This is a genomic window from Pseudobdellovibrio sp. HCB154, assembly GCF_046267985.1.
Classification (GTDB): domain Bacteria; phylum Bdellovibrionota; class Bdellovibrionia; order Bdellovibrionales; family Bdellovibrionaceae; genus Pseudobdellovibrio.
This window is the reverse complement of sequence record NZ_CP176530.1, coordinates 1,452,484-1,473,711: the sequence shown is the minus strand read 5'-3', so window position 1 is coordinate 1,473,711 and position 21,228 is coordinate 1,452,484. Positions and strand designations below refer to the sequence as shown.

Below are 21,228 nucleotides of genomic sequence, written 5' to 3'. Positions count from 1 at the left end.
ATTATTTTAAAACAGAAGATCTTTCGACAACACTGTTTACGAAATTAATCGCTGATTCATTTTCCATATCTTCTTTATGCGATGTTGAACGCAACAACATAAAGGTGTGCATATCGGAATCTGAAATCCAAACACTAGTATTCGGGTAATTCTTAGCTACGGCTGCGATACCACGATCTGATAAAACTAAGCGTCTGTGGTCTTCAGGACTAATCTCGCCAAACACGGTCGACATCACCTGATCGCGTGTCGCCTGCATAAGACCAATATTCCATTGTCTAAGGTTTGCAAACACCGGCCCCATATATTGCGCAACAAAGCCGTCATTAGGGTTAAGCGTAAGACCCGCACTCGCAAAAGCTTGCGTAAAATCACCCACTAAGCGCGGTGTAAACTTATTCCAAAAAGTCGGCCCAAAATGCAGGCCTGCACTGTCGATAATTGCAATCTTTTTAGCTCTTGGAAAATACGGCTCCATGTTTTTTAAGTGAACTAAAGCACCGATCGCGCCCGCCGAAGCGCCGAACGCTGTTAAACGTTCAACTTTACCAAAATTTAAAATCTTTTTATGAGCTAAGTATTGAAAAGTGGCAATAACGTTACGATACCCTTGATGGTAAGTTTGAAATCCAGAGTAATCAGCCACATGATCTGCCGCAAATACATCACCTGTGCAGTACGGAAGATAAACAGCTGAATCGTCTTTAAAGGGATGATCGTTCCAGAACATCATATCGCTTGTCACATAGCTGTAGAAAGGAACTTCAGGTAATGGATGCATCCAAGTTCTAAACTTAATACCGGTAAGATCTACTCCGAAACAAGTTCCGAAATCCCAGCAGGCACCACCGCCCATAAATTCAACAAGCAGATTTTTTGAGTCGGCTTTTTTATTAACAAAGATCGAGTATGGTAACCCATCACCGCAAACTGCACCCGGTATCTCGATGCGGTCCCAGTTGCGTGCAAATGTCGTTTGAGTAACCAACGTGACGAATGCGAAAAAGGCGATAAGTGTTTTCATATAAGAAAAGCCTATCGACAAATTTCCGCGAAGACTAGTACTTTTACTCTACTCATCGCGGAAATCTTAAATTGTCTGTCATGAAACTTACTATCGGCTTGGTTTTGAGGAAGGCTTCCCCTGGCCGCCACCCGATTTGTGGCGAGATCCCCCACCACCACCGTTGCCACCATTACGACGTTGACCGCCGCCACCACCGCGACGATTGCGGTTTCTGCGACCGCCGCCCCCGCCACCACGTTCAGCAGCTTCAAGCTTAGCTTTCGCTTTCCCCGGAGACATGAGTTGTGCAAGCTCTACAGCTTTCGAGTGATAGGGCTGTTGAGTGACAACAGGAATGGCCTTACCAGTCGCTTTTTCGATATCGCGGATAAATGATTTTTCTTCTGAATCACAGAATGAAATCGCAATACCTTCGCGGCCCGCACGCGCTGTACGGCCAATACGGTGAACGTAGTTTTCAGGAATATTTGGAATTTCAAAATTGATCACATGAGTGATATCATCAACGTCTATACCACGGGCTGCGATATCAGTAGCGATAAGCACACGACAATGACCAGAGCGGAATTCTTCTAAAGCACGTTGGCGCGCACTTTGCGATTTGTTACCATGAATGGCTGCTGACGTAATTTTACTTTTTTGTAAAACTTCGGCCACGCGGTTCGCCCCATGTTTCGTGCGAGTAAACACGATCACACGTTTAAAAGCTTTATCGTCCAATAAAAATTTTAACAGATCACGTTTTTGTGGTTTATCGACATACATTAACCACTGTTCGATTTTTTCAGCTGTCGTAGCTGCCGGAGTCACTTCAACTTTTTCAGGATTAACTAAAATGTTATTCGCAAGCTTAGAAATATCTGGAGGCATCGTTGCCGAGAAAAATAAATTATGACGTTGTTTTGGTAAGATTTTAATAATTCTTTGAATATCAGCGATAAAGCCCATATCCATCATGCGATCAGCTTCATCTAATACGAAGGCCTGCACTTTGTCTAAATACACATGCTTTTGCTCTAAAAGGTCAAACAAACGACCTGGAGTCGCCACAAGCACATCAACGCCCATCGATAACGCTTTAACTTGTGGGCCTTGACCAACACCACCGAAAATAACGGCAGTTTTTAAATCTAAATAACGGCCGTAATCTTCAAAACTTTGATGAATCTGAAGAGCTAATTCTCGAGTCGGTGCTAACACCAACACTAAAGCTTGGCGGTGGCGCGGGCGATTCTTAGATTTCGCTAAGTTTTGTAATAATGGCAATGCGAAAGCTGCAGTTTTACCTGTACCTGTTTGAGCACAGCCTAAGAGGTCTTTACCCGCTAATAAAATTGGAATCGACTTTTCTTGAATGGGGGTGGGTTTTTCGTAGTTTAAATCACGTAGCGCACGTTGAAGTGGCTCAATAAGCTCTAAATCAGAAAATAGTTTAGTTGTTGTAGCATCAGCCGCTACAGAAGATGGAGATTTTTGGTCTTTTTGCATAGAGGACTGTGATAAGCCCTCATGCCCAAAATAACAAGGAAAGACTGATTAGTTGAAGAAACTCTTCGTTTTTCTGATTTCAGAGACGAAATTCTTGATCTGATCCTGTACAAAATCCATCTTTTGGATAACAGAAGAAAAATCCTTTTCTTTGTCTTTTTCTTTCTTAACCACGAATTTAACGTCTTTTAAAGCCTGGCGAGCACCCTCAATCGAGAATTTATCGCGATATAAAAGCTTACGGATTAAAAACGCGTTTTCGACGTCTTTTTTCGTGTAAAAGCGTTGGTTGTTTGAAGCCTTTTTAGGTTTTAATAATTCAAACTCTTGTTCCCAGTAACGAAGAACGTATTGTTTGATTCCTAAAAGGTCGGCCACATCACCAATTTTAAAACCAAAGCGGTCTGGAATCGAGGCGATTTCTTGCATAAGCTGATCATCAACTAAAACCGAAGGAAAAGCTTCGGCTTCAGCTTTAAGATTACGTACAGGCTCAGAAGCTTCTTTTTCAAGGGCTTCCTCAGTTAAGAAATTATCTTCTAATTGAAGTTCAAACTCAGTTTGAAAAATCTCGAAGTGAGCATTCTCTTTCGGAATATCCGGATTATTATTATTATTCATCATCATCCTCGTCTTCTTTACCGATGAGATGTTCGTACTCTTCACCATTTAACATGGCTTTAAGAACCTGGCTCGGTCTGAACGTTAAAACACGGCGAGCAGAAATTTTAATTTGCTCACCCGTTTGCGGATTACGACCGTTACGTTCACTTTTACCGCGAACCACGAAATTACCAAATCCTGAAATTTTAACTTTCTCACCATTGTGTAAAGTTTCTTTCAATGAATTAAACACAAGCTCTACAAGTTCACTGGCTTCTTTTTTAGAAAAACCAATTTTCTCATAAACTTTTTCAACGATATCAGCTTTTGTGACTGTTGAATTTCCGATGTTTTGTCCTGCCATAGTTACAATCCTTTGTGTTCTGCCTTCGCAGACCTATCTAATATAGCGTAGTACTATCTTAAGTTAGCTCCAACAGATTTCTGCGCCGCTGTGACTACTTTTTGCGAAATTTCAGTGATCGCAGCCTCAGTTAAAGCTTGATCTTGACTGTGTAAACGCACACGTAACGCTACCGATTTCTGTCCGGCTGGAAGTTTATCACCCGTGTAAACATCAAATACTGTCATTGACTGAAGATTTGCGCCCACGGCTTTTTTAACTTCCTTCGTTAAATCACCCACTTGTTTTTCAGTTTCCATCACAAATGCGAAATCGCGATCGACTGGTTGGAAAGCCGATACCGACTTGAATTTCGTCGGACGTGGTTGACCTGCTAATAATAAATCTAAATTAATTTCAGCCACAGCTACCGGAACACGAATTTTTTCATCAGCCAATAAAACTGGATGAACAGTACCGATATAGCCCACAGCTTTACCTTCAACTACGATTGAAGCCCATTGACCTTTGTGAAGGTACGCTGGTGCATCGCCGTTTGGTGCCACTGTGTAAGCTGAAATTTGTAAACTTTGAAATAAGCTCTCTAACGTAGATTTGATTTTGTAAACTAATGGATAGTTTTTAGAGTAAAGACCAAAACCTTCACCCCAAGCCGCTAACACTAACTTACGAGTTTCTTTGTAAGCCACTTCTGGGCGTACTGAATCAGTTACTTTAGAAAAAGTTGAACCGATTTCAAATAACGATCCTGCGTGATTTCCCGCGTGGAAGTTCTCGCGAACGTTTTTCCAAATTGGGTAAATCATTGATCTGCGCATAACGTTTAGATCTTCACTTAACGGATTACGAAGTTTAATCGCTTGCGCATCCATTGTAAGACCTAGCTTATTAAAAATATCTGCGTTCGTTAAAAATTTATTCTCTTCGTTTTCAGATAAGAAGGCATAGTTAAACGCCTGATCGTAACCTTCACCACGTAAAAATAATGAAAGTTTTTGTGAGCTTGTGTATTTTTCGTCGTGTTTTGCAGGCTCTGCCGCAAACGTAGGTAAAGTTTCAGTGATATGCTCATAGCCTTTTAAGCGAGCGTATTCTTCAACTAGATCCATATCGTGCTCTAAATCAAAACGAAATAACGGCGGTGTGATGTTGTATTGTCCATCAGCAATTCTATCCACTTTACAGTGAAGACCCGTCATGTATTGTTCAAATAATTTTGCATCGGCTTGGTAACCTAAACGATCAGAAATCGTTTGCACAGTGATCTTAATCGGAGACTTAGTCACTGGTTTTGGATAGATGTCGTAATGATCACCAAATGCTTCACCACCGGCAACTTGTAAAATTAAGTTTACCGCACGGTCCATAATTTCAAAAGTTTGCGATGGATCTACGCCGCGAGAAAAACGGTACGCAGAATCTGTTTCAATCCCGTGTTGACGAGATGATTTACGCACAGACATCGCTTTGAAGTTAGCCGACTCTAAGAAAATATTTGTCGTTGCATCATTAACACCTGAATGTAATCCACCGATCACACCAGCTAAAGCCACAGGGCCGTTGCTATCAGTAATTAACAATTCGTCACCTTTAAGTGTGATGTCTTGCTCTTTAAGAGTTTTAAATTTTTCGCCTACCTGAGCCATACGAACATTAACCGTCTGTTTACCAATAAGGTTGGCATCAAAGGCGTGTAAGGGTTGACCCATTTCAAGCATCACGTAGTTAGTCACATCGACAACGTTATTGATTGAATTCATACCGATTGATTCCAAACGACGTTTTAACCAAGCAGGAGATTCGCCAATTTTAACACCCGTGATGTAACGACCACAGTAGCGTGGACATAGATCAGAGTTTTCAACTGTTAATTTAATTTTGGCTTTTGTACTTTCAGAAGAAAACTTCTTTTGCACTTCAGGATTTTTAACAGGTTTATTTAATAAACAACCAATTTCACGAGCTAAACCATAGTGCGACAAACAATCTGCACGGTTAGGCGTTACTTTTAATTCAAAAATAATATCGTCATGGCCGCCGTATTTTGCAAACGACTCGCCCACTGGCGCATCAGCTGGTAAAATCACGATACCATCAGATTCAGTCGCAAGACCTAATTCTTTGTACGAACAAAGCATACCGTTTGATTCAACATCACGAACTTTTGCTTTTTTAATCGCGAAGTTTCCAGGCAACACAGCACCAGGAAGTGCCACGATCACTTTATCACCTTGTTTGTGATTTTGTGCACCACACACGATTTGTTCAATCTTGCCGCCGCCGATATCAACTTGGCATAAAGATAACTTATCCGCATTGGGATGTTTGTCTTTAACTGTGATGTGACCAATAACTACGTTATTTAAGTCTTTGGCTTTATTTTGAATATCTTCAACTTCAAGACCCGCACGAGTTAATAAATCAGCCAGAGTTTGCGTGTTTGTGTAGAACTCAGTTACATCAACGAAATCATTTAACCATTGTAGAGAAATTTTCATAATTCTTAAGTCCTACTAGTTCTGAGAAAATTGTTTTAAAAAACGAACGTCATTTTTCGGGAAGTGACGAATATCATCTACGCCGTATTTAATGATCGCCATACGTTCAACACCGAAACCAAACGCAAAACCTTGCCACTCAGGGTAAGGCACTTTTGCACTTTCAAAAACTTTCGGATTAATTAAGCCGCAACCACCGATTTCAATCCAACCCGTTTGTTTGCACAGTGAACACCCTTTGCTTTTGCAAATTGGGCACGAACAATCCACTTCAGCTGAAGGTTCAGTGAACGGGAAAAAGCTTGGACGGAAACGAGTTTTCAAACCAGGGCCAAAGAACTCACGCACAAAAAATGAGATCGTTCCTTTTAAGTCAGCCATAGAAATCTTTTTATCTACACACATACCTTCAATCTGGTGAAAGTTAGGCAAGTGAGAGATATCGCTATCTACACGGAATACCGGACCAGTGCCGATAACACGTAAAGGTGGTTTTTCATTTTCTAACGAGTGAATTTGAATAGGTGAAGTGTGCGTACGTAAAACGTGCGTCTCATCAACGAAGAAAGTATCTTGCATATCACGCGCCGGATGATCTGGCGGAATATTTAAAGCTTCAAAGTTGTAGTAATCTTTTTCGATCAATGGACCTGTACGTAATGAGTACCCAAGACGTGCCATGATTGAAAAAATCTCGTTTGTTACTTTGTAAATCGGATGTTCGTGACCCATCTCGTGAGCGTTAACTGACAAAGTTAAATCTAACTTTTCATTTAACATTTTAGCGTCGATTTCAGCTCTTTGTAGAGTAGCTTCAACACCCGTATAAGCCGTTTCTAACTCAGCTTTAACCTCATTAACTTGTTTACCAAATAAAGGCTTTTCTTCTTTCGGAAGAGTCGCCATCATTTTCATGGCCTCAGTTAAAGCACCGGTTTTACCCAAATACTGAACTTTAAACTGATACAGCTCTTGTGAGTTTTTAGCTGCGTGAAAATCTTTTAGGGCCTTTTGCTTAATATCGATTAAATGCTGATTTACCATCCGGTTATTATTCTAAATAATTTAAGTCTTTTCAAGCATTTAGCCCTGTGCTATGAACAATGCCTTAAAGGAAATATCGTGGCGCACAAAAATAAGGAAAACTACAGCCCTTACAAGGCTCGTAATGCATCAAAAATGGCCAAGACTTCGCACGAAGATCTTAAAGGTAAGCATAAAAAGCCAGACCAGATCTTCACTGCTCAAGAAGCCAACGACCGCCTGTACGATATCTTTCGCAATCACGACTTCAAATGCTCCCATGAAGAGCGCCAGAAACTAGCGCGTTTTTACGAACTTCTGATGAAAAATCAAGAAAACCGCAACTTCACCCGTCTACTTAACTTAAGAGATGTGGCGATTAAACATTTCATCGATTGCTTAATCTTAACCGAACTTACGGAATTAAAATTTCCATTAATCGATGTAGGCACAGGACCTGGCTTTCCTGGCATTCCGCTTAAAATTAGATTCCCGAAAGAAAAAATTCTTTTAGGCGAAGGCGTACAAAAGCGCGTTGAGTTCTTAAAAGAAGTTCGTGAAGATTTAAAATTAGAAAACCTAGATATCATCGGCCGTAATATCAACGAACACTTCGTGTATCCGGTGAACGGCGTAATCACTCGTGCTGTCGAAGATATTTCTAACACTTTACGTAACACCATGAGCTGCCTTCAAGAAGGTGGCGAAGTGTATTTCATGAAAGGTCCTGGCGTTGATCCAGAGATCGAAAAAGCTTTAAAAGAATGGTCTGAGTATTTTGTCTTAAAAGCGGATATCACTTACGACTTACCTAAAACAGAAAACCACAGACGCTTAGTGATTTTTAAAAAAATCAAAAACGCTCCACTTCCTGAAGAAGAAGATAATGATATTCTTCTTAACGATTCTTTCTAAGGTGACTGCATGAGACACAACGAGCAAACAATTACTTCTAAAGATAATCCGCTGTTTAAAAAACTGCGTTTATTACTTTCTGCCAAAGGTATTAAAGAGCACAAATTATTTTTCTTAATGGGTGATAAACTTATTAAAGAATTCACGAAAACGAAAAATAAAAACTTTAAAGTTCACTTAGTGGTTTGCTCAGATAAATACACAGCAAAATTTCCATTTAACACGATCACGCTCTCACAAGAGCTCTTTAACGAATTAGATGTGTTAGGTACGCACTATCCTTTATTTGTGTTAGAAGCTGATGATTTTCCGACGATTGATTTAAAACAAAAACCTGAGGGCATTGAAGTTGTCCTTCCTGTAGGTGATCCTCGTAATCTCGGAGCGCTAGCACGTTCGGCTGTGGGATTTGGAATCAACAAAATAATTTTGACTCAGGAAGCCTGCCACCCTTTTCTTCCGCACTCGGTCAAAGCCTCTGCTGGAGCTGTTTTAAAAGCTGAATTTTATACGGCAGGTCTTAAGACAAACGAACTTCCGATCACGGGAGAAAACTTCGCTTTAGAACTAGAAGGCGCTGATATTGCCTCTCAAAAATGGCCCAAAGATTTACGTATTTGGTTAGGCGAAGAAGGCCCAGGGCTTCGTCTCGAATCGGAACAGGTGAAGAAAATGAAATTCATCAATATCCCGACCCATAGCATTGAATCGCTTAACGCAAGTGTTTCAGCGGCCATTTCTTTTTGGGAAATTAAAAAACATCGACAATAAAAACCGTAGGAGTAAACTATACCCTGGTATGTATAAATACATTTACTGGTATAAGTTTGCGACACCAACGCAAGATTATAAACCTGTAATCTTGCTGACCGGTGGCAGCTCAGAGGTGGGCATTGCCACAGCTAAATTATTATCTGAACATCCTGAATATCGTCTTATCGTAACCGCCCGCGATCTTACCAACATCACTCCCCATATTACTGAAAGTGACCACGTTTGGGTTATGCCTTTAGATGTGGTCGACGAAGAAAGTCGTAAAACCGCCGTTGCTAAAATCTTTGAACGTTGGGGGCGTGTTGATATTTACATTAATACCTCTGACATCTGCTACCGCTCATCGCTCGAAGAAACAAAAGACCAAGACGATCTTTTACATATTCAAAAAAACTATCTTGGCCCTGTCAGCCTAATTCGCATGTTGCTTCCTAAAATGCGTAAAAACGGTAAAGGCAAAATCATCAATATTTCGTCGGTGAGCGGGCTTTTAGCTTTTCCCACGATGTCTTCGTATTCGGCTTCAAAATATGCTCTAGAAGGTGCTATGGAAGCTTTATGGTACGAACTGCGCCCATTTGGTATTGACGTTTCTCTTGTACAGCCAGGCTTCATTCACTCAGAACAACATTCGCGCATTAAATTTTCTGAAAGCAAATCTACATCAACCGATGCCCATGATCGCCCTTATCAAGACATGTACAATGATATGATTCCGTTTGTGGCGAGTCTTAAAAATCGCAGTCTTTCAACACCGCAATCAATCGCAGAACTAACCTACAATGTGATTCGCACCGAACGACCACCCCTTTGGGTGCCTGCTAGTTTTGATGCTGAGTTTTTCTATTACTTTAAACGTTGGTTTCCGCGTCGAATTTTCTTGCCGTTTTTTTACTGGTTACTTCCGGGCTCAAAACATTGGGGCCAAAAAATTACCCGCAAGCACGATACAATTTGGATCGTGCGCGCCTTTAGAAATATTGTGCGTTATCTATCTCGCCGTTTGAGCCCGACGGAACTTAAGAAATCTAGTAGCTCTTAATAAGCCAAACTTTATAGAACGCCTCTAAAACAATTTTTAAAGACATTTTACTTTGTCCTACGCGGCGATCTTCAAAAATGATCGGCGCTTCGTGAATTTTGTAACCGTTTTTTAAAGCTTTATATTTTAATTCAATTTGAAATGAATAACCGTTTGAACGAATGCCAGATAAGTTAATTTTTTCTAAAACTTCTTTTCTCCAGCAGTTAAATCCACCCGTCCAATCACGAAGTGGGTAGCCTAAGATAATACGAGAGTATAAACTTCCACCGCGAGAGATAATCTTACGTAAGATGCCCCAGTTTACTGTGCCGCCACCTTTAACGTAACGCGAACCAATCACCACATCGTGGCTATCAATCAGCGCTAGAATTTCATCTAAGTGAGAAGGTGCATGCGAAAAATCCGCATCCATTTCAGTTAAAACGTCATAGCCCTTTTTTAAACCCCAATCAAAACCAGCTAAATAAGCTTTACCTAAACCTTGTTTTGCAGCACGTACTAAAACATGAACGCGTGGTTCAGTTTTAGCAAACTCTTCGACAAATTTAGCTGTGCCATCTGGTGAACTATCGTCGACAACTAAAACATCAAATTGCTGTTTTAATTTCATAAGCACCGGCAAAAGAGCTTTCATGTTTTCGATTTCGTTGTAGGTCGGGATAATGACTAATTTTCTCATGTTGTAATCCAATTATAAAAATACGGGAATAAGTTCAGAAGTTAATTCAGGCGAAGTTGGTTTTTCATTCCATAAACTTAAAACATAACCACCACTGCCTGAGCCTGTTAACTTACAAGCTAAAGCGCCGGCCTTTTTAAGTTGTTGCATATGGCTTTGCACATTTGCAGGAACCAGATCCCAGCTTTCAAAACAGCTTTGCGCCATATTTAAATGTTCAATCCACTCTGTTTGTGTCCACTCAAAGCGGGCTTTGATAAAATCTTGCACCACTTTTTTCATACGTTCATCGATGGCTTGCGCCTGTTCAGGTTTTTCACTGATCAGGTTTTTAACTTTATTTACGCAGTCTTTCGTAACACCACGTTGGCCTGTGTACGATAAATATAAAAGTGGAAGTTTTGCTAAATCAAAAAAGATATTCTCTTTGTTTTTTTCAAAGATCATCGGTTTTTGATGAAGAGCCACAGCCACATCTACTCCACTGCTTTCGCCGTGGAATAAATCTTCAAGTTTTTTAGCAAATAAAAACGGATCAGCTTTTAAAACACCTAAGTGTTGGAAGAATAAAGTTAGACCTACAGCTAAAGTCGCCGAAGCTCCCATACCGGCACCAAACTGAATATGTGAATAAATCTTTAGATCACCTTTAAGGTCAGAGCGTTTAATTCCTAATTCGCTCATCGCGCGCTCAACGACTGACCAGATAATCATCTCTAAATCAGAAGCACAAAGACCTGCGATATGAATTTTAAATTCAGAAGTATTGTTAAAATACGAAAGACTTAAAAAACGAGACTTTAGCGGAAACACAATGGCCTGTGATCCACGAAGAACAGCGTGTTCACCGGCTAAGATCCACTTACCCGGAACCTGAACTGTCCAATCTGATTTTTGCGTCGTCTCAGAGTTATTCATACTTAGTCTTTACGGATTTGGTACCCGCCATCAGTCCACAGGTTAAATTGGTTATTAAAGTGATCTTGATATTTAGCGTACGTATCCGGTTGGTTATTTCTAAATAATAAATGAATGTTGCTACCAGCATCCATCGTTACAATCGGACCATCACCCTCTTTATGCCACATCTCTAAAATTTGCGATAAAGCATTAAAGCCATCGCCATTTAAATACATAAAGGCCGGAGTCGAAGTATGAAATAGCGTGTGCATATCCCAGAACTCATTCCAGCAGATTTCAAAAATATTTTTCCATTGGCCTTCAGGTTTACGTAAAGCCGTCACTAGTTTTTGCAAGCGATCTGCTGCGCGCTCCGGGCGACCTTTAAATAAATCAGATGTTAAAACTTGCACGTGAGCCTGACTTGATGAAACCGCTTTTTTAGTTTCATCACATAAGATCACCATGTGTTTTAAATCTTTTAAAGGTAAAGCCATCTCTTCAGCACCTGTTTCATGCCATAACGCCCAAGGTGTAAAAAACGAACGGCAAGAAGAACCAGAACCTTTTTGCGAAAGTTTGGCTAATTCTTTGGGTAAGTATCTAGCGCCTGCGTACTGGTGAGCCACGAGTGTAAGTGCAGCAAAGCTACTCGCTGAACTAGCAAGACCACAATCTGATGGAAAGTTATTGGCTGATTCGATTTCAAAAAAGCCAGTCAGTTTAAACTCAGCTTTAAGTTTCGCGAAAAAATCTAAAAACTTTTTCTTACCGCTTGAGGATAAATCAATCGGACGTAAATCATTACGCACAAATGGGCTCCACTGGTCTTCTTTAAGCTCAGCATTTTGTTTGATGCGCACAAAAGTTCTTAAATTATTTAAAGTCCATGATAACGACGAATTTGTCGGGCGATTATTAACGGTATCGGTTTTACCCATATACTTGATCAGCGCAATATTAGAAGGCGCGCTTGATTCGAACCAAATATTCGACGAAACTTGAGTGTTAGACATACGAGTGAAACTCTAACAAAAGCTAGCTAGATTGACAAAGGGCCATTTGCCAAATGCGATGAATCCGCCTGGAAAGTAAGCCCCCTAAGATTCAGAGCTTCAATCTGGCTTAAAACGCTCTGTTTTTGCTCTTTAGCGACTAAAATCACAACCACATCGGAACCCAAAGCTCCACACGGTTTAACCAGGATGCCGGGAATATGACTTTCTAAACGGGTTTTAAGTTCAACGACCTCAGAAGCTGTTAAACCCAGTTGCTCAAGTTTTTTGCTCCAACCTGCCAGTGCACTTTTAAAAGTACCGCTGTCATTAGTTTTAAAAGCCGCAATCACTTCTTCACAAGGTTTAACTAAACCATCGCAGATTTGGCGATCAAGCTGGCTTAAGTGCTCATGCGTTTTAACTTTTAAGCCGGTTGAATAAATTAAAAAATCTAAGTCTTTAAAACTCCAAGACAAGCGTTCAACTTTCGGCCCCCCACCTGCTAAGTCGATATGGCTAATGCCACCGATAAGCTGAGTCACAAGATCTGCGCCACTTGGCTTTTGCTCTTTACGATCACTGTAAAGCTCTAAGTACGTATAAAAAATATCTTCTAATTTTTTTGAAGCCTGTGGATTTGAAAAATAACTAAAAATAAATTCAGCCGTGCTCGCACCAAAACCACCAACCCCATAAGGATTGTTAAATTCATGCGAGAAATTAGGTAAATTATTTTTACGAAGATATAAACCAGCCGGACTATCGGGATGAAAAGTCTGGCGGGCAAAATTTAATTCGATAGAAAAACTAGGGTTTGTTCCGAGGCCTAGGCAAGCCCCGCCCGCTAACACAGCGTACTCACCCACTAAAAATGTTTTACCAGGAACAGTAAAATTATCCGGCTTAAATTTCAGATTTTTTTCTAAGGTCATTTAAAACTTCAACAGCATTAGCTAAAGAAATTCTTTTTCTTAAAGCTAAAATCTCTTCTAACTTTTTAACAACAAAAGGCATTTCCTTCTCAGTAGCCCCTGCACCTAAAGATAAATTCTTAATATGCAGTTTCATATGGCCTTCGATGATGCCCACTGTAGTTAAAGCGCGTAACGCCCCTAAGTTTTGCACTAGCCCAACAGAAGCAATAATGCGCGACAATTCAGACGCTGAATTCACACCTAAAATTTTAAGACCAAGTTTAGCTGTTGGGTGAAGAGCTGTCACACCACCCACAGTACCAACCACTAATGGAGCAACGAATTCACCCACAAGCTCAGTACCTGCGGCACGCCATTTTGTGATTGATTTATAACGACCATCACGAGCTGCAAACGCATGAATTCCCGCTTCAACTGCGCGCCAGTCATTGCCTGTTGCGATTAAGATCGGGTCAATACCGTTTAATACGCCTTTATTATTTGTGGCCGCACGGTAAGGATCAAGCTCAGCAAAACGAGACGCCTCTTCAATTTTAAGAGCTAATTCAGGATCTACGTTTTTCATTCTAACCGTGGCTTTAGTTAACTTCGTATCCACTAAGTTAGATAAGATACACATCGTTACTTTTTCAGAAGTAAATTGCTCAAGCGGATGTTTTAAAAATTCACACACTTGATTGATGATATTTGCACCCATGGCATCACAAGGATCCATCATGATGTGCACCACACCCATATAGTAACCGTCTTCACGATCGATAATACGAACAGTTAAATCTTTAACTCCGCCGCCACGGTTTACTAAACCAAACGCCACTTCGCGGTTGGCAAGTTCGATTAAATAAGATTTTTGCTGTAAGATTTGTTTTTTGAAATCTTCTGGAGATTTAACTTTAGCAAACTGGATCTGACCGATGATATCGCTACCTACCACTTCAGTAGTAATATCGCCGTGCTCGCGCACCCATTTAGCCGTTTTACTGGCAGCAGCTACGATTGATGTTTCTTCAACCGCCATTGGAATCACATAGTTTTTGCCATCAACATTAAAGTTTGTAGCAACACCCATTGGGATTTGAAAATAACCTAAAACGTTTTCAATAAATTTTTCGCCAAGATCGATCGTTTGCAGACCGCCGTTAGCTAAGTAAGTGATTTCGTCAGCGTTTAATACACCGGCTTTTTTTAAAGCCTGTAAACGATCAACGTAGTTTAGTTTAGAAAAACCTTTAAATAGTTCCGTTAACATACCAAACCTTTTTTTTCGCTAAATCTTTTAATGAATCAGCACCAACACCGAATAAAGCGACCTTTAATTCGTAGTCAAAGCGGTTCATAACATCAACAACATGCTGATCAGATTCAAGAGCTGCTTTCATTAATGGCTGAGCCACACCGACAGCTCTTGCACCAAGAGCTAAACACTTTAATGAGTCAACGCCTGTGCGGATTCCGCCCGACGCCCAGAAGTGATTTTTTTTCGTCAAAGCTTTACACTGAATTAAACTTTCGACAGCACTAAAACCCCAGTCTTTAAAAGCTGTACTTGAGTCAGCCAAAAGACCCGCATCAGTTTGATCACGTAAGCCTTCCAATAAGCCCCAGTGAGTTCCACCTTTACCAGCAACGTCGATCACCTCAACACCAGCTAATAATAATTTTTGCGCTGTCGTTTTGGAAATACCGTACCCCACTTCTTTAACAAGAACTGGAACTGGTGAAGCTTTACAAAGTTTTTTGATCGCAGCTAAACCGTTTTTAAAGTTCGCTTGATCTTTATTTTGAAAAGCTTCTTGTAATGGATTTAAATGAACGTAAATTCCTAAAGCCTCAACTGATTCAGTTAATTTTAAAATTTCAATCGTTGGCTGTTGGATTAATTCTTCAAGACCAATGTTTGAAACAAACTGCGTTTTTGGAGATTGCGACTTAATCGTTTTCCACTCAAACGAAGCTTGTGAGTCAGTCAGTTCACGGCGTTGTGAACCTACGGCCATTAACCATTTTTTTTCGGCAGCGGCTTTTGCCAAACGAAGATTAATCACCTTGCTGTTCTGATGACCGGCTGTCATTGAACTAACAAAGTGCGGAGAAGAAAATTGGTAGCCTAAAAGTTTGGTCTCTAATGAGACATCCGATAAATTAATTTCAGGAAGGGCTTCGTGAACAAGTTTGATTTTTTCAAAGTGCGAAGCTGTCTGCGCCTGTGTTCTTGGATCTAAAGATAGATCGATATGAGCTTTCTTGCGTTGCTCAAAATCCGAAAATTTATTCGCATGTTTTGCCGAGAGTTTATCGGTGTAGTTTGCAGACATTCTGAGAGAGTAGTCCTAAGTAAAAAAAAAGGCGAGATATTCTCTCGCCTTTGTATATTTTTTTAGCTTTTTAAAGCGAAAAAACTATTTGATCGCGTTCTGACAAAGAGCAGTAAATGCTGCTGCATCAGTGATAGCGATATCAGATAAAACTTTACGGTCTAAAGTGATTCCCGCTTTGATTAATCCACCGATTAAGCGAGAGTAAGTTGTACCGTTTAAACGAGCTGCCGCATTGATTCTTTGTGTCCAAAGCATACGGAAGTTACGTTTTTTCATTTTTCTGTGTTTGTAAGCGAACGCCATACCACGGTCATTTTTTTCAACCGCGTGAGTGTATGAGCGTGAACCTGCTGAGTAGTAACCTTTTGTTCTTTTTAAAACTTTTTTGTGACGACGACGATTAGTCATCCCCGATTTTACACGTGCCATGAGCTACTCCTACTTAGAAACCAAATTGGCGCTTCACTTGAAGCATGTTAGCATCAGCAACCAATACCGTTTGGCCCAAATGACGTTTAACTTTAGAACTCATGTGTGAGTTTAGATGGCGCATTTTTGTTTGTTTGCGCTTAACTTTTCCAGAAGCAAGAACGCGCATGCGTTTCTTTGCACCAGAGTGCGTTTTCATTTTAGACATAGTCTAACCTTCCTCCAACAGGGCGAAACCGAAAAAGTCGATTTTCTTGATAGCTCAACTGTTAGCCTTAATTTGAGGTGTTAAATTATGACATCTGCCGCCTGCTGGCAAGCTTAAATTAAGGCCTTCTGGCTGGACCAGAAAGCTTAAATACAAGGCAAGAGCCAAGTCTGCTTAGATTGGATTAAAAAATTTTAACACATCTTTAATATCGATTTAAACGCTTCCCCGTAGACTTAGGGGTGTGGGAGCAATCCCAAAAACAACAATAATAGTGTCCATGAATTATCAAGACACTTCTACAAAAGGAATACCTATGAAAATCGCTTCTTCAATCATCGTAGCTTTATTCGCAGTTTCTGCGTTCGCTAACCAACCTGCTGCTCCAGCTGCTGCTCAAGCTACTAAAGAAGTTAAAGCTGCTGCGACTACAGTTGCTGCTTCTGCTACAACTGAAGTTAAAGACGCTGCTAAAACAGCTGAAACAAAAGTAACTACTCCAGTTAAAAAAGCTAAGAAAAAAGCCGCAGCTGCTGCTGAAGCTGTAAAAGCTGAAGAGAAAAAAGAAGAAGTAAAACACTAGTTTTACTTGTTTAATCTAAATTTAGATTAATCTCTTTAAAACCCTCTGGCTTATACCAGGGGGTTTTTGTTTTTTAGGGCTATCAGCCGTGTGACTTCCCCGCCACATGCAAATTCTTCATTAAAATAATATCCCTCAACAAAAAGGGGCACTTAGGTTATCACCACAGCCGTTTAAAAACTAACCATGTTTCGTCTTAAGGAGACTTCCATGTTCAGAGCTGGCGTGATCGCACTTATTATCATTTTCTTACAAGTAACTACATTTGCTTGCGACTGGAAAGAAATCAGCCCTAGTTTTTTCAAAGCATTGAACACTCAAACAACAACTTTTCATATGTGCCAAACAGCTCAAGACAACGCTTCAGAAAAAATAGCAACAATCAACTGTGTAAACGACAGAAGTTATCTAGTATTTTACGGCAACGATTCAATCTACATGCAAACAACATCAAACACACGTAACAACATCCTGACTCGTTGCTGGAGAGAAGGTTCTATCAACTCTTCTTGTGAAGTAACTATGGCTTCGATCAAATGCCAAGCTTGGGATTTAGATACTTACTAATTAATTTTAAAAAGCGACAAAAATAGTTACTCAGGCTGCTCTTATGCAGCCTTATTTTTTTAAAACAATCAAAAGTTCGACAGCTTACTGTCAGAATCATTACAGTTGAAATTGAAGTTTCAAAAACAGTATATTCTGTGGCGTATGAACGCATCCAGATTAATTATTATTCTATCGTTAGTTCTTTCTTCTCTGCACGCACAGGCTGAAGCCCTGTCGTGCAAAAATTTATTTCCTAAAGAATACGAAGTTCAAGAATTCATCATTCAATTAAACGGTAAAAAAGAATCTGCACGCTACCTAGAAACCGCTCATACGAACTTACTTACAAATGCAGACCTGGTTGAGCTTAAAACTATTCTTATGACGATTCGTGAGTCAGGCCTAGCTGACATTACTCCTGAACAAAAAGTACTTATCAATAAATTCCGTCAAGACACTTCATTCTTACGCTCGGTATTTCAGACTTCAAGCAAAGAGCACATAAGCCCTATGAAGTTCGCTAAATTCGTACGTGATTTTGGCCACCTAAAAGATATGGTCAATATCGGTGAAGGTATACAGGCACAAAAAGCTTCTAAAAAGCTATTAAAGAAGTTTGCTGAGGTTGATTTTGAAGGTCTTTTAAAAGACATCAAACCAGCTTCTAGAAAATCAGTTAAAAAGTACTTCGAAGCCATTATCACAGACACGCGCCAAATCATGTCTAAACAGGTTATGGAAGTTGATGAGCTTCACGATGTTCGCAAAAATATGCGCGACATCTTACGTTTCATGCAGATTCAAAGTGAGCTTAAAATCAGTGGTGAAGTCCGCCTAAATGCCGATAAAAACGAAGGCGACAACGAACAAATCGACTTCTTAAAAAAGCTTAACAAAAAGCTAGGCGAAGTATGTGACGATTACGCAGCCCAAATTATCAGAGGCGAAATCACTGAAACAACCCTAGTTGAATTCCCCGAGAAAATACGTAACCGCGTGGAATGGTTCTTAGAACGCTACCGTTTTGAGGGTGAAAAATAATTAGACAGTGTCATATCAATCTGTGCCTTTTCACGCTCCCCTGATCAAACTGATACACTTAAAAACAATATAACCTATAATAGCGGTACATTTCTTGATTATACCAACTGGTATGAGAATCTTTACCGCAATTATATTTTTATTATCGTATATTGGCTCTTCACTTTCTTATGCTGGCCCTAGCTGCCAACTTATGTTCGGTGGCGAAGAAAAGCCTGTGATTGCAGGTTTATTACCGGCTCCGGCGCGCAAGATTCCAGTTATTATCGAAAGAGTTCAGTCTAACTCAGACCGCGTTGAATTAAAAAAGCACACAAACTCTGAAGCCCCAGAAAAATTAGTTATCGAAGAATTAGGCTTTTCTCAAAAAACTGATGAAGCCTCTATTGAAATGATGCGTATGTTATTACAAAACTCTTCGTATGTTCTAGAAGAGAAAAACGTTTTAACTAAAGGCGAACTTTCTATCGGCATTCCAGTTAAAGATGGTTATTACTTCGAAGTAACGTATAAATCTATGTCTAGCGAGCGTAGCCAATTTATGGTGGATAAAATCACTTTACGCACACCGACTGGCACAGGCTCTAAAAAAGTTGCTGAAGGTTTTTTAAAAGCTGGTGAAGTTAAAATCAAAAAAGCTGAACATGAATTAGGTGATATTTTAGGTGAAGGCATCAACGCTAAAATCAAAATTCCACTTATTATTGATGGCCCACTATTAAATAAAATCGACAAATTATCTAAATTTTTTGAATACTTCAAAAAAGATGAATTACGTAAATTATTACAAACAAATTCAATGTTAAAAATCCGCACCGTGTTTGAGTTCCGCAGAGCGCGCGATGTTTTCTTTAAAGTTTTATTCAAAGAACCAATGAAAGCGGCGATCGGCATGGGTTTTATCTTACTGGCTACTGGTATTACTAATAGTCCAATCAATATGCTTAAAAGCGATAATCCTCAACCAGTTGGTACTCAGGTTGTTATGATGGCCCAGCGTGAAACTGGCACTTACATGCAAAGTAAAATCAATGGTTTTGATGTTCCAGCACAAGCTATGCAGTTAAAAGCTGAAATTAATGAGATCAATAAACAAATTCAATCTTTTGCTGACAGCAAAGCTCCGTACTACGGTCCGAATATTTCTGAAATCTCTGTAGACCGCACAAGCTCTTTTTCAAAAGAACACCAAACTTGGATTTTTGAAAAAGCTGACCCTTACAACAACTCTGTTCACACTTATATCGTGTTCGCTCAAGAAAAGGCGTCAACAGCAGGTCCAGGTATCCAGTACATGGTTATGGAAATCTCCGCTGAGAAATATCCTGAGTTAATTAAGTTTATTAAAGAACAAGGCAGAATGCCAATCGTGCCACAAGCACAAGGTGTGAAGTAAGCATATGAAAAACTTATTAGGTTTATTATTAGTAGTTCAATTATACTCGGCTAACTCGGTGGCAGCAAATGCCTGCGTCGATTTATTCTCTGGCAAACAAGCGCCGCAAGCTAGAACTGTTGATAAAATCCAGGTTAAAGACCGCTTCGTTACTTTATTAAATAACCTACGTGCTACCCTTTCAGGAAAATTAGCGACTGTATGGCGCAGTGAATGGAAAACAAAATTGTCGGTTCTTCGCTCTAACGAATATGTTTATAACTTAGTTAAATTAAACTTATCTCCTGAAACTTTATCGGCTGTATTAAAAGACCTAGATCCAAAATCAGAAGGCTTTACCCGCCAAGTCCACCAACGTATGTATGAACTGCAAGTTAAAGGTCAAACGAATGCGAATGACAAATTAACTGTGCGTGATGCTCCACCTCCAGAAGGTGCAACGGACTCAACATTTACTTACTACACAAAACCACTTATTGATGCGACAGGTGCTGCTAAACACCAACCGCGTATCAGAACTTACCTCCGTGAAGTTAATTTTGAAAAAATGACTGTTGATGTTCCTGTAGCTGGCTCATTAGCAAATGGATCAAAAGTCACAATCACTAAAAAACATGACGGTGCTTTTGATTTAAATGTAAATGGCGAAAGCAAAGTTTTAACTCTAAATCAAATGCAATCACGCTTTGGTCAAACATTTAAAATGTTTGCTCCGCACGGCAAATCCTACAAGTTAGAAATCAAGTCAGCTCTTGATGATATGATTCAAAGCCCGAAATATAAAAACTTAAACGGTAACCATAACGTACAAAAACTTGATGTCTCTTTATCTCAAGCCCAAGTTGATATGTTATTTGCTCCGTTAAAAGCTAAAAACGCTGAAGGCCAGAAAGCTGAATCTTTAGCTCGTCTAGAAAAAATCACGCACGAAATTTCTGCTAAAGACCCATCTTTAGAAGCACGCGCTAAAGCGATCTTTGCGGTATTAGCTGAAGGTGTTAACGGTAATCCGTTGTTCTTACAAATCGAAGGGGCTACAGCGTACCACCGCAGTGCTTTTGAATCGACTTCTGGATTTCAAACAACTGTAGACCGTAACCAAGGTGTTTACTTAGGAAATATGTATTCACCAAAAGGTCTTAAAGATCCAACGGTTGTCTTAAAAAACAATAACCGTTTAGCAACCGGCGAAAACGATGCTCGCCACGTAGAATTAAAATTACCAATTAACTTAGTTGTTGATGTGATGGGTGTGAAATTCTCTGACCCTAAATCTGCGACGTTAGTGCAACACCAACCGTTTGATCAAGGCATTCTTCACAGTGTTGTTGGCCTTTATAATGGCTTTGTGACGAATATTAACCATCCGGGTAAGTTTAACTACTTGCGTGCATCAGCGACTGAGCTGATCACAACTGATGGCCACTAAAAATTTAGATTTGATGTTTTAAGAAA

22 protein-coding genes are annotated in these 21,228 nt (G+C 39.9%); 8 read left to right on the top strand and 14 right to left on the bottom strand.

Going from position 1 to position 21,228, the window contains the following annotated elements; all coding sequences use genetic code 11:
* Position 1: 1 nt before the first annotated feature.
* The 6 genes from ACKWCF_RS07255 to pheS form a co-directional block, all read right to left on the bottom strand.
* The gene (locus ACKWCF_RS07255) at positions 2-1,024 is read right to left on the bottom strand and encodes a pectin acetylesterase-family hydrolase (RefSeq protein ID WP_409480042.1); all 1,023 of its coding nucleotides are present in this window, start codon (positions 1,022-1,024) and stop codon (positions 2-4) included.
* A 90-nt stretch (positions 1,025-1,114) separates the two neighbouring features.
* Complete coding sequence (locus ACKWCF_RS07250) at positions 1,115-2,515, bottom strand: DEAD/DEAH box helicase (protein WP_409480041.1); 1,401 nt, start codon at positions 2,513-2,515, stop codon at positions 1,115-1,117.
* Positions 2,516-2,563: 48 nt separating this feature from the next.
* Positions 2,564-3,142, bottom strand: coding sequence for a MerR family transcriptional regulator (locus ACKWCF_RS07245; protein WP_409480040.1), 579 nt, complete (start codon positions 3,140-3,142; stop codon positions 2,564-2,566).
* Complete coding sequence (locus tag ACKWCF_RS07240) at positions 3,129-3,482, bottom strand: integration host factor subunit alpha (protein WP_409480039.1); 354 nt, start codon at positions 3,480-3,482, stop codon at positions 3,129-3,131. The genes ACKWCF_RS07245 and ACKWCF_RS07240 overlap by 14 nt, the downstream gene beginning before the upstream one ends.
* A gap of 53 nt (positions 3,483-3,535) precedes the next feature.
* Positions 3,536-5,980 (bottom strand): phenylalanine--tRNA ligase subunit beta, encoded by a 2,445-nt coding sequence (pheT, locus tag ACKWCF_RS07235; RefSeq protein ID WP_409480038.1) that lies wholly within the window; start codon positions 5,978-5,980, stop codon positions 3,536-3,538.
* 15 nt (positions 5,981-5,995) lie between these two features.
* Positions 5,996-7,024, bottom strand: coding sequence for a phenylalanine--tRNA ligase subunit alpha (gene pheS, locus ACKWCF_RS07230; protein ID WP_409480037.1), 1,029 nt, complete (start codon positions 7,022-7,024; stop codon positions 5,996-5,998).
* On the opposite strand from pheS, the gene rsmG reads away from it, so the two are divergent.
* The 3 genes from rsmG to ACKWCF_RS07215 are packed head-to-tail and all read left to right on the top strand — an operon-like array spanning position 7,010 to position 9,734.
* Positions 7,010-7,918, top strand: a complete 909-nt coding sequence (gene rsmG, locus ACKWCF_RS07225; protein WP_409480036.1) for a 16S rRNA (guanine(527)-N(7))-methyltransferase RsmG — start codon at positions 7,010-7,012, stop codon at positions 7,916-7,918. The two genes, pheS and rsmG, sit on opposite strands and share 15 nt — an antisense overlap.
* A 9-nt stretch (positions 7,919-7,927) precedes the next feature.
* Positions 7,928-8,689, top strand: a complete 762-nt coding sequence (locus ACKWCF_RS07220) for a TrmH family RNA methyltransferase (RefSeq protein ID WP_409480035.1) — start codon at positions 7,928-7,930, stop codon at positions 8,687-8,689.
* A 28-nt stretch (positions 8,690-8,717) separates the two neighbouring features.
* Positions 8,718-9,734, top strand: coding sequence for an SDR family NAD(P)-dependent oxidoreductase (locus tag ACKWCF_RS07215; RefSeq protein ID WP_409480034.1), 1,017 nt, complete (start codon positions 8,718-8,720; stop codon positions 9,732-9,734).
* On the opposite strand, the gene ACKWCF_RS07210 is transcribed toward ACKWCF_RS07215, so the two are convergent.
* From ACKWCF_RS07210 to rpmI, 8 genes are all read right to left on the bottom strand, one after another.
* Positions 9,721-10,416: a polyprenol monophosphomannose synthase gene (locus ACKWCF_RS07210; protein WP_409480033.1), complete on the bottom strand. Its 696-nt coding sequence runs from the start codon at positions 10,414-10,416 to the stop codon at positions 9,721-9,723. The genes ACKWCF_RS07215 and ACKWCF_RS07210 overlap by 14 nt on opposite strands.
* 12 nt (positions 10,417-10,428) lie before the next feature.
* On the bottom strand, positions 10,429-11,334 hold the full coding sequence (locus ACKWCF_RS07205) for a mevalonate kinase (RefSeq protein WP_409480032.1): 906 nt from the start codon (positions 11,332-11,334) through the stop codon (positions 10,429-10,431).
* Positions 11,335-11,336: 2 nt separating this feature from the next.
* Positions 11,337-12,332 (bottom strand): diphosphomevalonate/mevalonate 3,5-bisphosphate decarboxylase family protein, encoded by a 996-nt coding sequence (locus ACKWCF_RS07200; protein ID WP_409480031.1) that lies wholly within the window; start codon positions 12,330-12,332, stop codon positions 11,337-11,339.
* 26 nt (positions 12,333-12,358) lie between these two features.
* On the bottom strand, positions 12,359-13,246 hold the full coding sequence (locus tag ACKWCF_RS07195; protein WP_409480030.1) for a hypothetical protein: 888 nt from the start codon (positions 13,244-13,246) through the stop codon (positions 12,359-12,361).
* Positions 13,218-14,498, bottom strand: coding sequence for a hydroxymethylglutaryl-CoA reductase, degradative (locus ACKWCF_RS07190; RefSeq protein WP_409480029.1), 1,281 nt, complete (start codon positions 14,496-14,498; stop codon positions 13,218-13,220). The genes ACKWCF_RS07195 and ACKWCF_RS07190 overlap by 29 nt, the downstream gene beginning before the upstream one ends.
* Positions 14,479-15,564 carry a type 2 isopentenyl-diphosphate Delta-isomerase gene (fni, locus tag ACKWCF_RS07185; protein WP_409480028.1) on the bottom strand — a complete coding sequence of 362 codons (1,086 nt, stop codon included), beginning with the start codon at positions 15,562-15,564 and terminating at the stop codon, positions 14,479-14,481. The genes ACKWCF_RS07190 and fni overlap by 20 nt, the downstream gene beginning before the upstream one ends.
* An 84-nt stretch (positions 15,565-15,648) precedes the next feature.
* Positions 15,649-15,996: a 50S ribosomal protein L20 gene (rplT, locus tag ACKWCF_RS07180; RefSeq protein WP_409480027.1), complete on the bottom strand. Its 348-nt coding sequence runs from the start codon at positions 15,994-15,996 to the stop codon at positions 15,649-15,651.
* A gap of 13 nt (positions 15,997-16,009) precedes the next feature.
* Positions 16,010-16,204 (bottom strand): 50S ribosomal protein L35, encoded by a 195-nt coding sequence (gene rpmI / locus ACKWCF_RS07175; RefSeq protein WP_409480026.1) that lies wholly within the window; start codon positions 16,202-16,204, stop codon positions 16,010-16,012.
* 316 nt (positions 16,205-16,520) lie between these two features.
* Between rpmI and ACKWCF_RS07170 the strand changes: the two genes are divergently transcribed.
* From ACKWCF_RS07170 to ACKWCF_RS07150, 5 genes are all read left to right on the top strand, one after another.
* The gene (locus ACKWCF_RS07170) at positions 16,521-16,787 is read left to right on the top strand and encodes a hypothetical protein (RefSeq protein WP_409480025.1); all 267 of its coding nucleotides are present in this window, start codon (positions 16,521-16,523) and stop codon (positions 16,785-16,787) included.
* Positions 16,788-16,997: 210 nt separating this feature from the next.
* On the top strand, positions 16,998-17,354 hold the full coding sequence (locus tag ACKWCF_RS07165; RefSeq protein WP_409480024.1) for a hypothetical protein: 357 nt from the start codon (positions 16,998-17,000) through the stop codon (positions 17,352-17,354).
* Positions 17,355-17,498: 144 nt separating this feature from the next.
* The gene (locus ACKWCF_RS07160) at positions 17,499-18,377 is read left to right on the top strand and encodes a hypothetical protein (protein WP_409480023.1); all 879 of its coding nucleotides are present in this window, start codon (positions 17,499-17,501) and stop codon (positions 18,375-18,377) included.
* 112 nt (positions 18,378-18,489) lie between these two features.
* Complete coding sequence (locus ACKWCF_RS07155; protein WP_409480022.1) at positions 18,490-19,773, top strand: hypothetical protein; 1,284 nt, start codon at positions 18,490-18,492, stop codon at positions 19,771-19,773.
* Between the two features lie 4 nt (positions 19,774-19,777).
* Positions 19,778-21,202, top strand: coding sequence for a hypothetical protein (locus ACKWCF_RS07150; RefSeq protein WP_409480021.1), 1,425 nt, complete (start codon positions 19,778-19,780; stop codon positions 21,200-21,202).
* Positions 21,203-21,228: the final 26 nt, after the last annotated feature.

What these genes read in the sequence shown, in the direction of transcription:
- ACKWCF_RS07245 (WP_409480040.1), bottom strand. Translation starts at nt 3,142, where the DNA reads ATGATGATGAATAATAATAATAATCCGGATATTCCGAAAGAGAATGCT.
- pheS (WP_409480037.1), bottom strand. Translation starts at nt 7,024, where the DNA reads ATGGTAAATCAGCATTTAATCGATATTAAGCAAAAGGCCCTAAAAGAT.
- ACKWCF_RS07205 (WP_409480032.1), bottom strand. Translation starts at nt 11,334, where the DNA reads ATGAATAACTCTGAGACGACGCAAAAATCAGATTGGACAGTTCAGGTT.
- ACKWCF_RS07250 (WP_409480041.1), bottom strand. Translation starts at nt 2,515, where the DNA reads ATGCAAAAAGACCAAAAATCTCCATCTTCTGTAGCGGCTGATGCTACA.
- rplT (WP_409480027.1), bottom strand. Translation starts at nt 15,996, where the DNA reads ATGGCACGTGTAAAATCGGGGATGACTAATCGTCGTCGTCACAAAAAA.
- ACKWCF_RS07155 (WP_409480022.1), top strand. Translation starts at nt 18,490, where the DNA reads ATGAGAATCTTTACCGCAATTATATTTTTATTATCGTATATTGGCTCT.
- ACKWCF_RS07240 (WP_409480039.1), bottom strand. Translation starts at nt 3,482, where the DNA reads ATGGCAGGACAAAACATCGGAAATTCAACAGTCACAAAAGCTGATATC.
- ACKWCF_RS07215 (WP_409480034.1), top strand. Translation starts at nt 8,718, where the DNA reads ATGTATAAATACATTTACTGGTATAAGTTTGCGACACCAACGCAAGAT.
- fni (WP_409480028.1), bottom strand. Translation starts at nt 15,564, where the DNA reads ATGTCTGCAAACTACACCGATAAACTCTCGGCAAAACATGCGAATAAA.
- ACKWCF_RS07195 (WP_409480030.1), bottom strand. Translation starts at nt 13,246, where the DNA reads ATGACCTTAGAAAAAAATCTGAAATTTAAGCCGGATAATTTTACTGTT.
- rsmG (WP_409480036.1), top strand. Translation starts at nt 7,010, where the DNA reads ATGCTGATTTACCATCCGGTTATTATTCTAAATAATTTAAGTCTTTTC.
- rpmI (WP_409480026.1), bottom strand. Translation starts at nt 16,204, where the DNA reads ATGTCTAAAATGAAAACGCACTCTGGTGCAAAGAAACGCATGCGCGTT.
- ACKWCF_RS07210 (WP_409480033.1), bottom strand. Translation starts at nt 10,416, where the DNA reads ATGAGAAAATTAGTCATTATCCCGACCTACAACGAAATCGAAAACATG.
- ACKWCF_RS07255 (WP_409480042.1), bottom strand. Translation starts at nt 1,024, where the DNA reads ATGAAAACACTTATCGCCTTTTTCGCATTCGTCACGTTGGTTACTCAA.
- ACKWCF_RS07190 (WP_409480029.1), bottom strand. Translation starts at nt 14,498, where the DNA reads ATGTTAACGGAACTATTTAAAGGTTTTTCTAAACTAAACTACGTTGAT.
- ACKWCF_RS07160 (WP_409480023.1), top strand. Translation starts at nt 17,499, where the DNA reads ATGAACGCATCCAGATTAATTATTATTCTATCGTTAGTTCTTTCTTCT.
- ACKWCF_RS07150 (WP_409480021.1), top strand. Translation starts at nt 19,778, where the DNA reads ATGAAAAACTTATTAGGTTTATTATTAGTAGTTCAATTATACTCGGCT.
- pheT (WP_409480038.1), bottom strand. Translation starts at nt 5,980, where the DNA reads ATGAAAATTTCTCTACAATGGTTAAATGATTTCGTTGATGTAACTGAG.
- ACKWCF_RS07220 (WP_409480035.1), top strand. Translation starts at nt 7,928, where the DNA reads ATGAGACACAACGAGCAAACAATTACTTCTAAAGATAATCCGCTGTTT.
- ACKWCF_RS07165 (WP_409480024.1), top strand. Translation starts at nt 16,998, where the DNA reads ATGTTCAGAGCTGGCGTGATCGCACTTATTATCATTTTCTTACAAGTA.
- ACKWCF_RS07170 (WP_409480025.1), top strand. Translation starts at nt 16,521, where the DNA reads ATGAAAATCGCTTCTTCAATCATCGTAGCTTTATTCGCAGTTTCTGCG.
- ACKWCF_RS07200 (WP_409480031.1), bottom strand. Translation starts at nt 12,332, where the DNA reads ATGTCTAACACTCAAGTTTCGTCGAATATTTGGTTCGAATCAAGCGCG.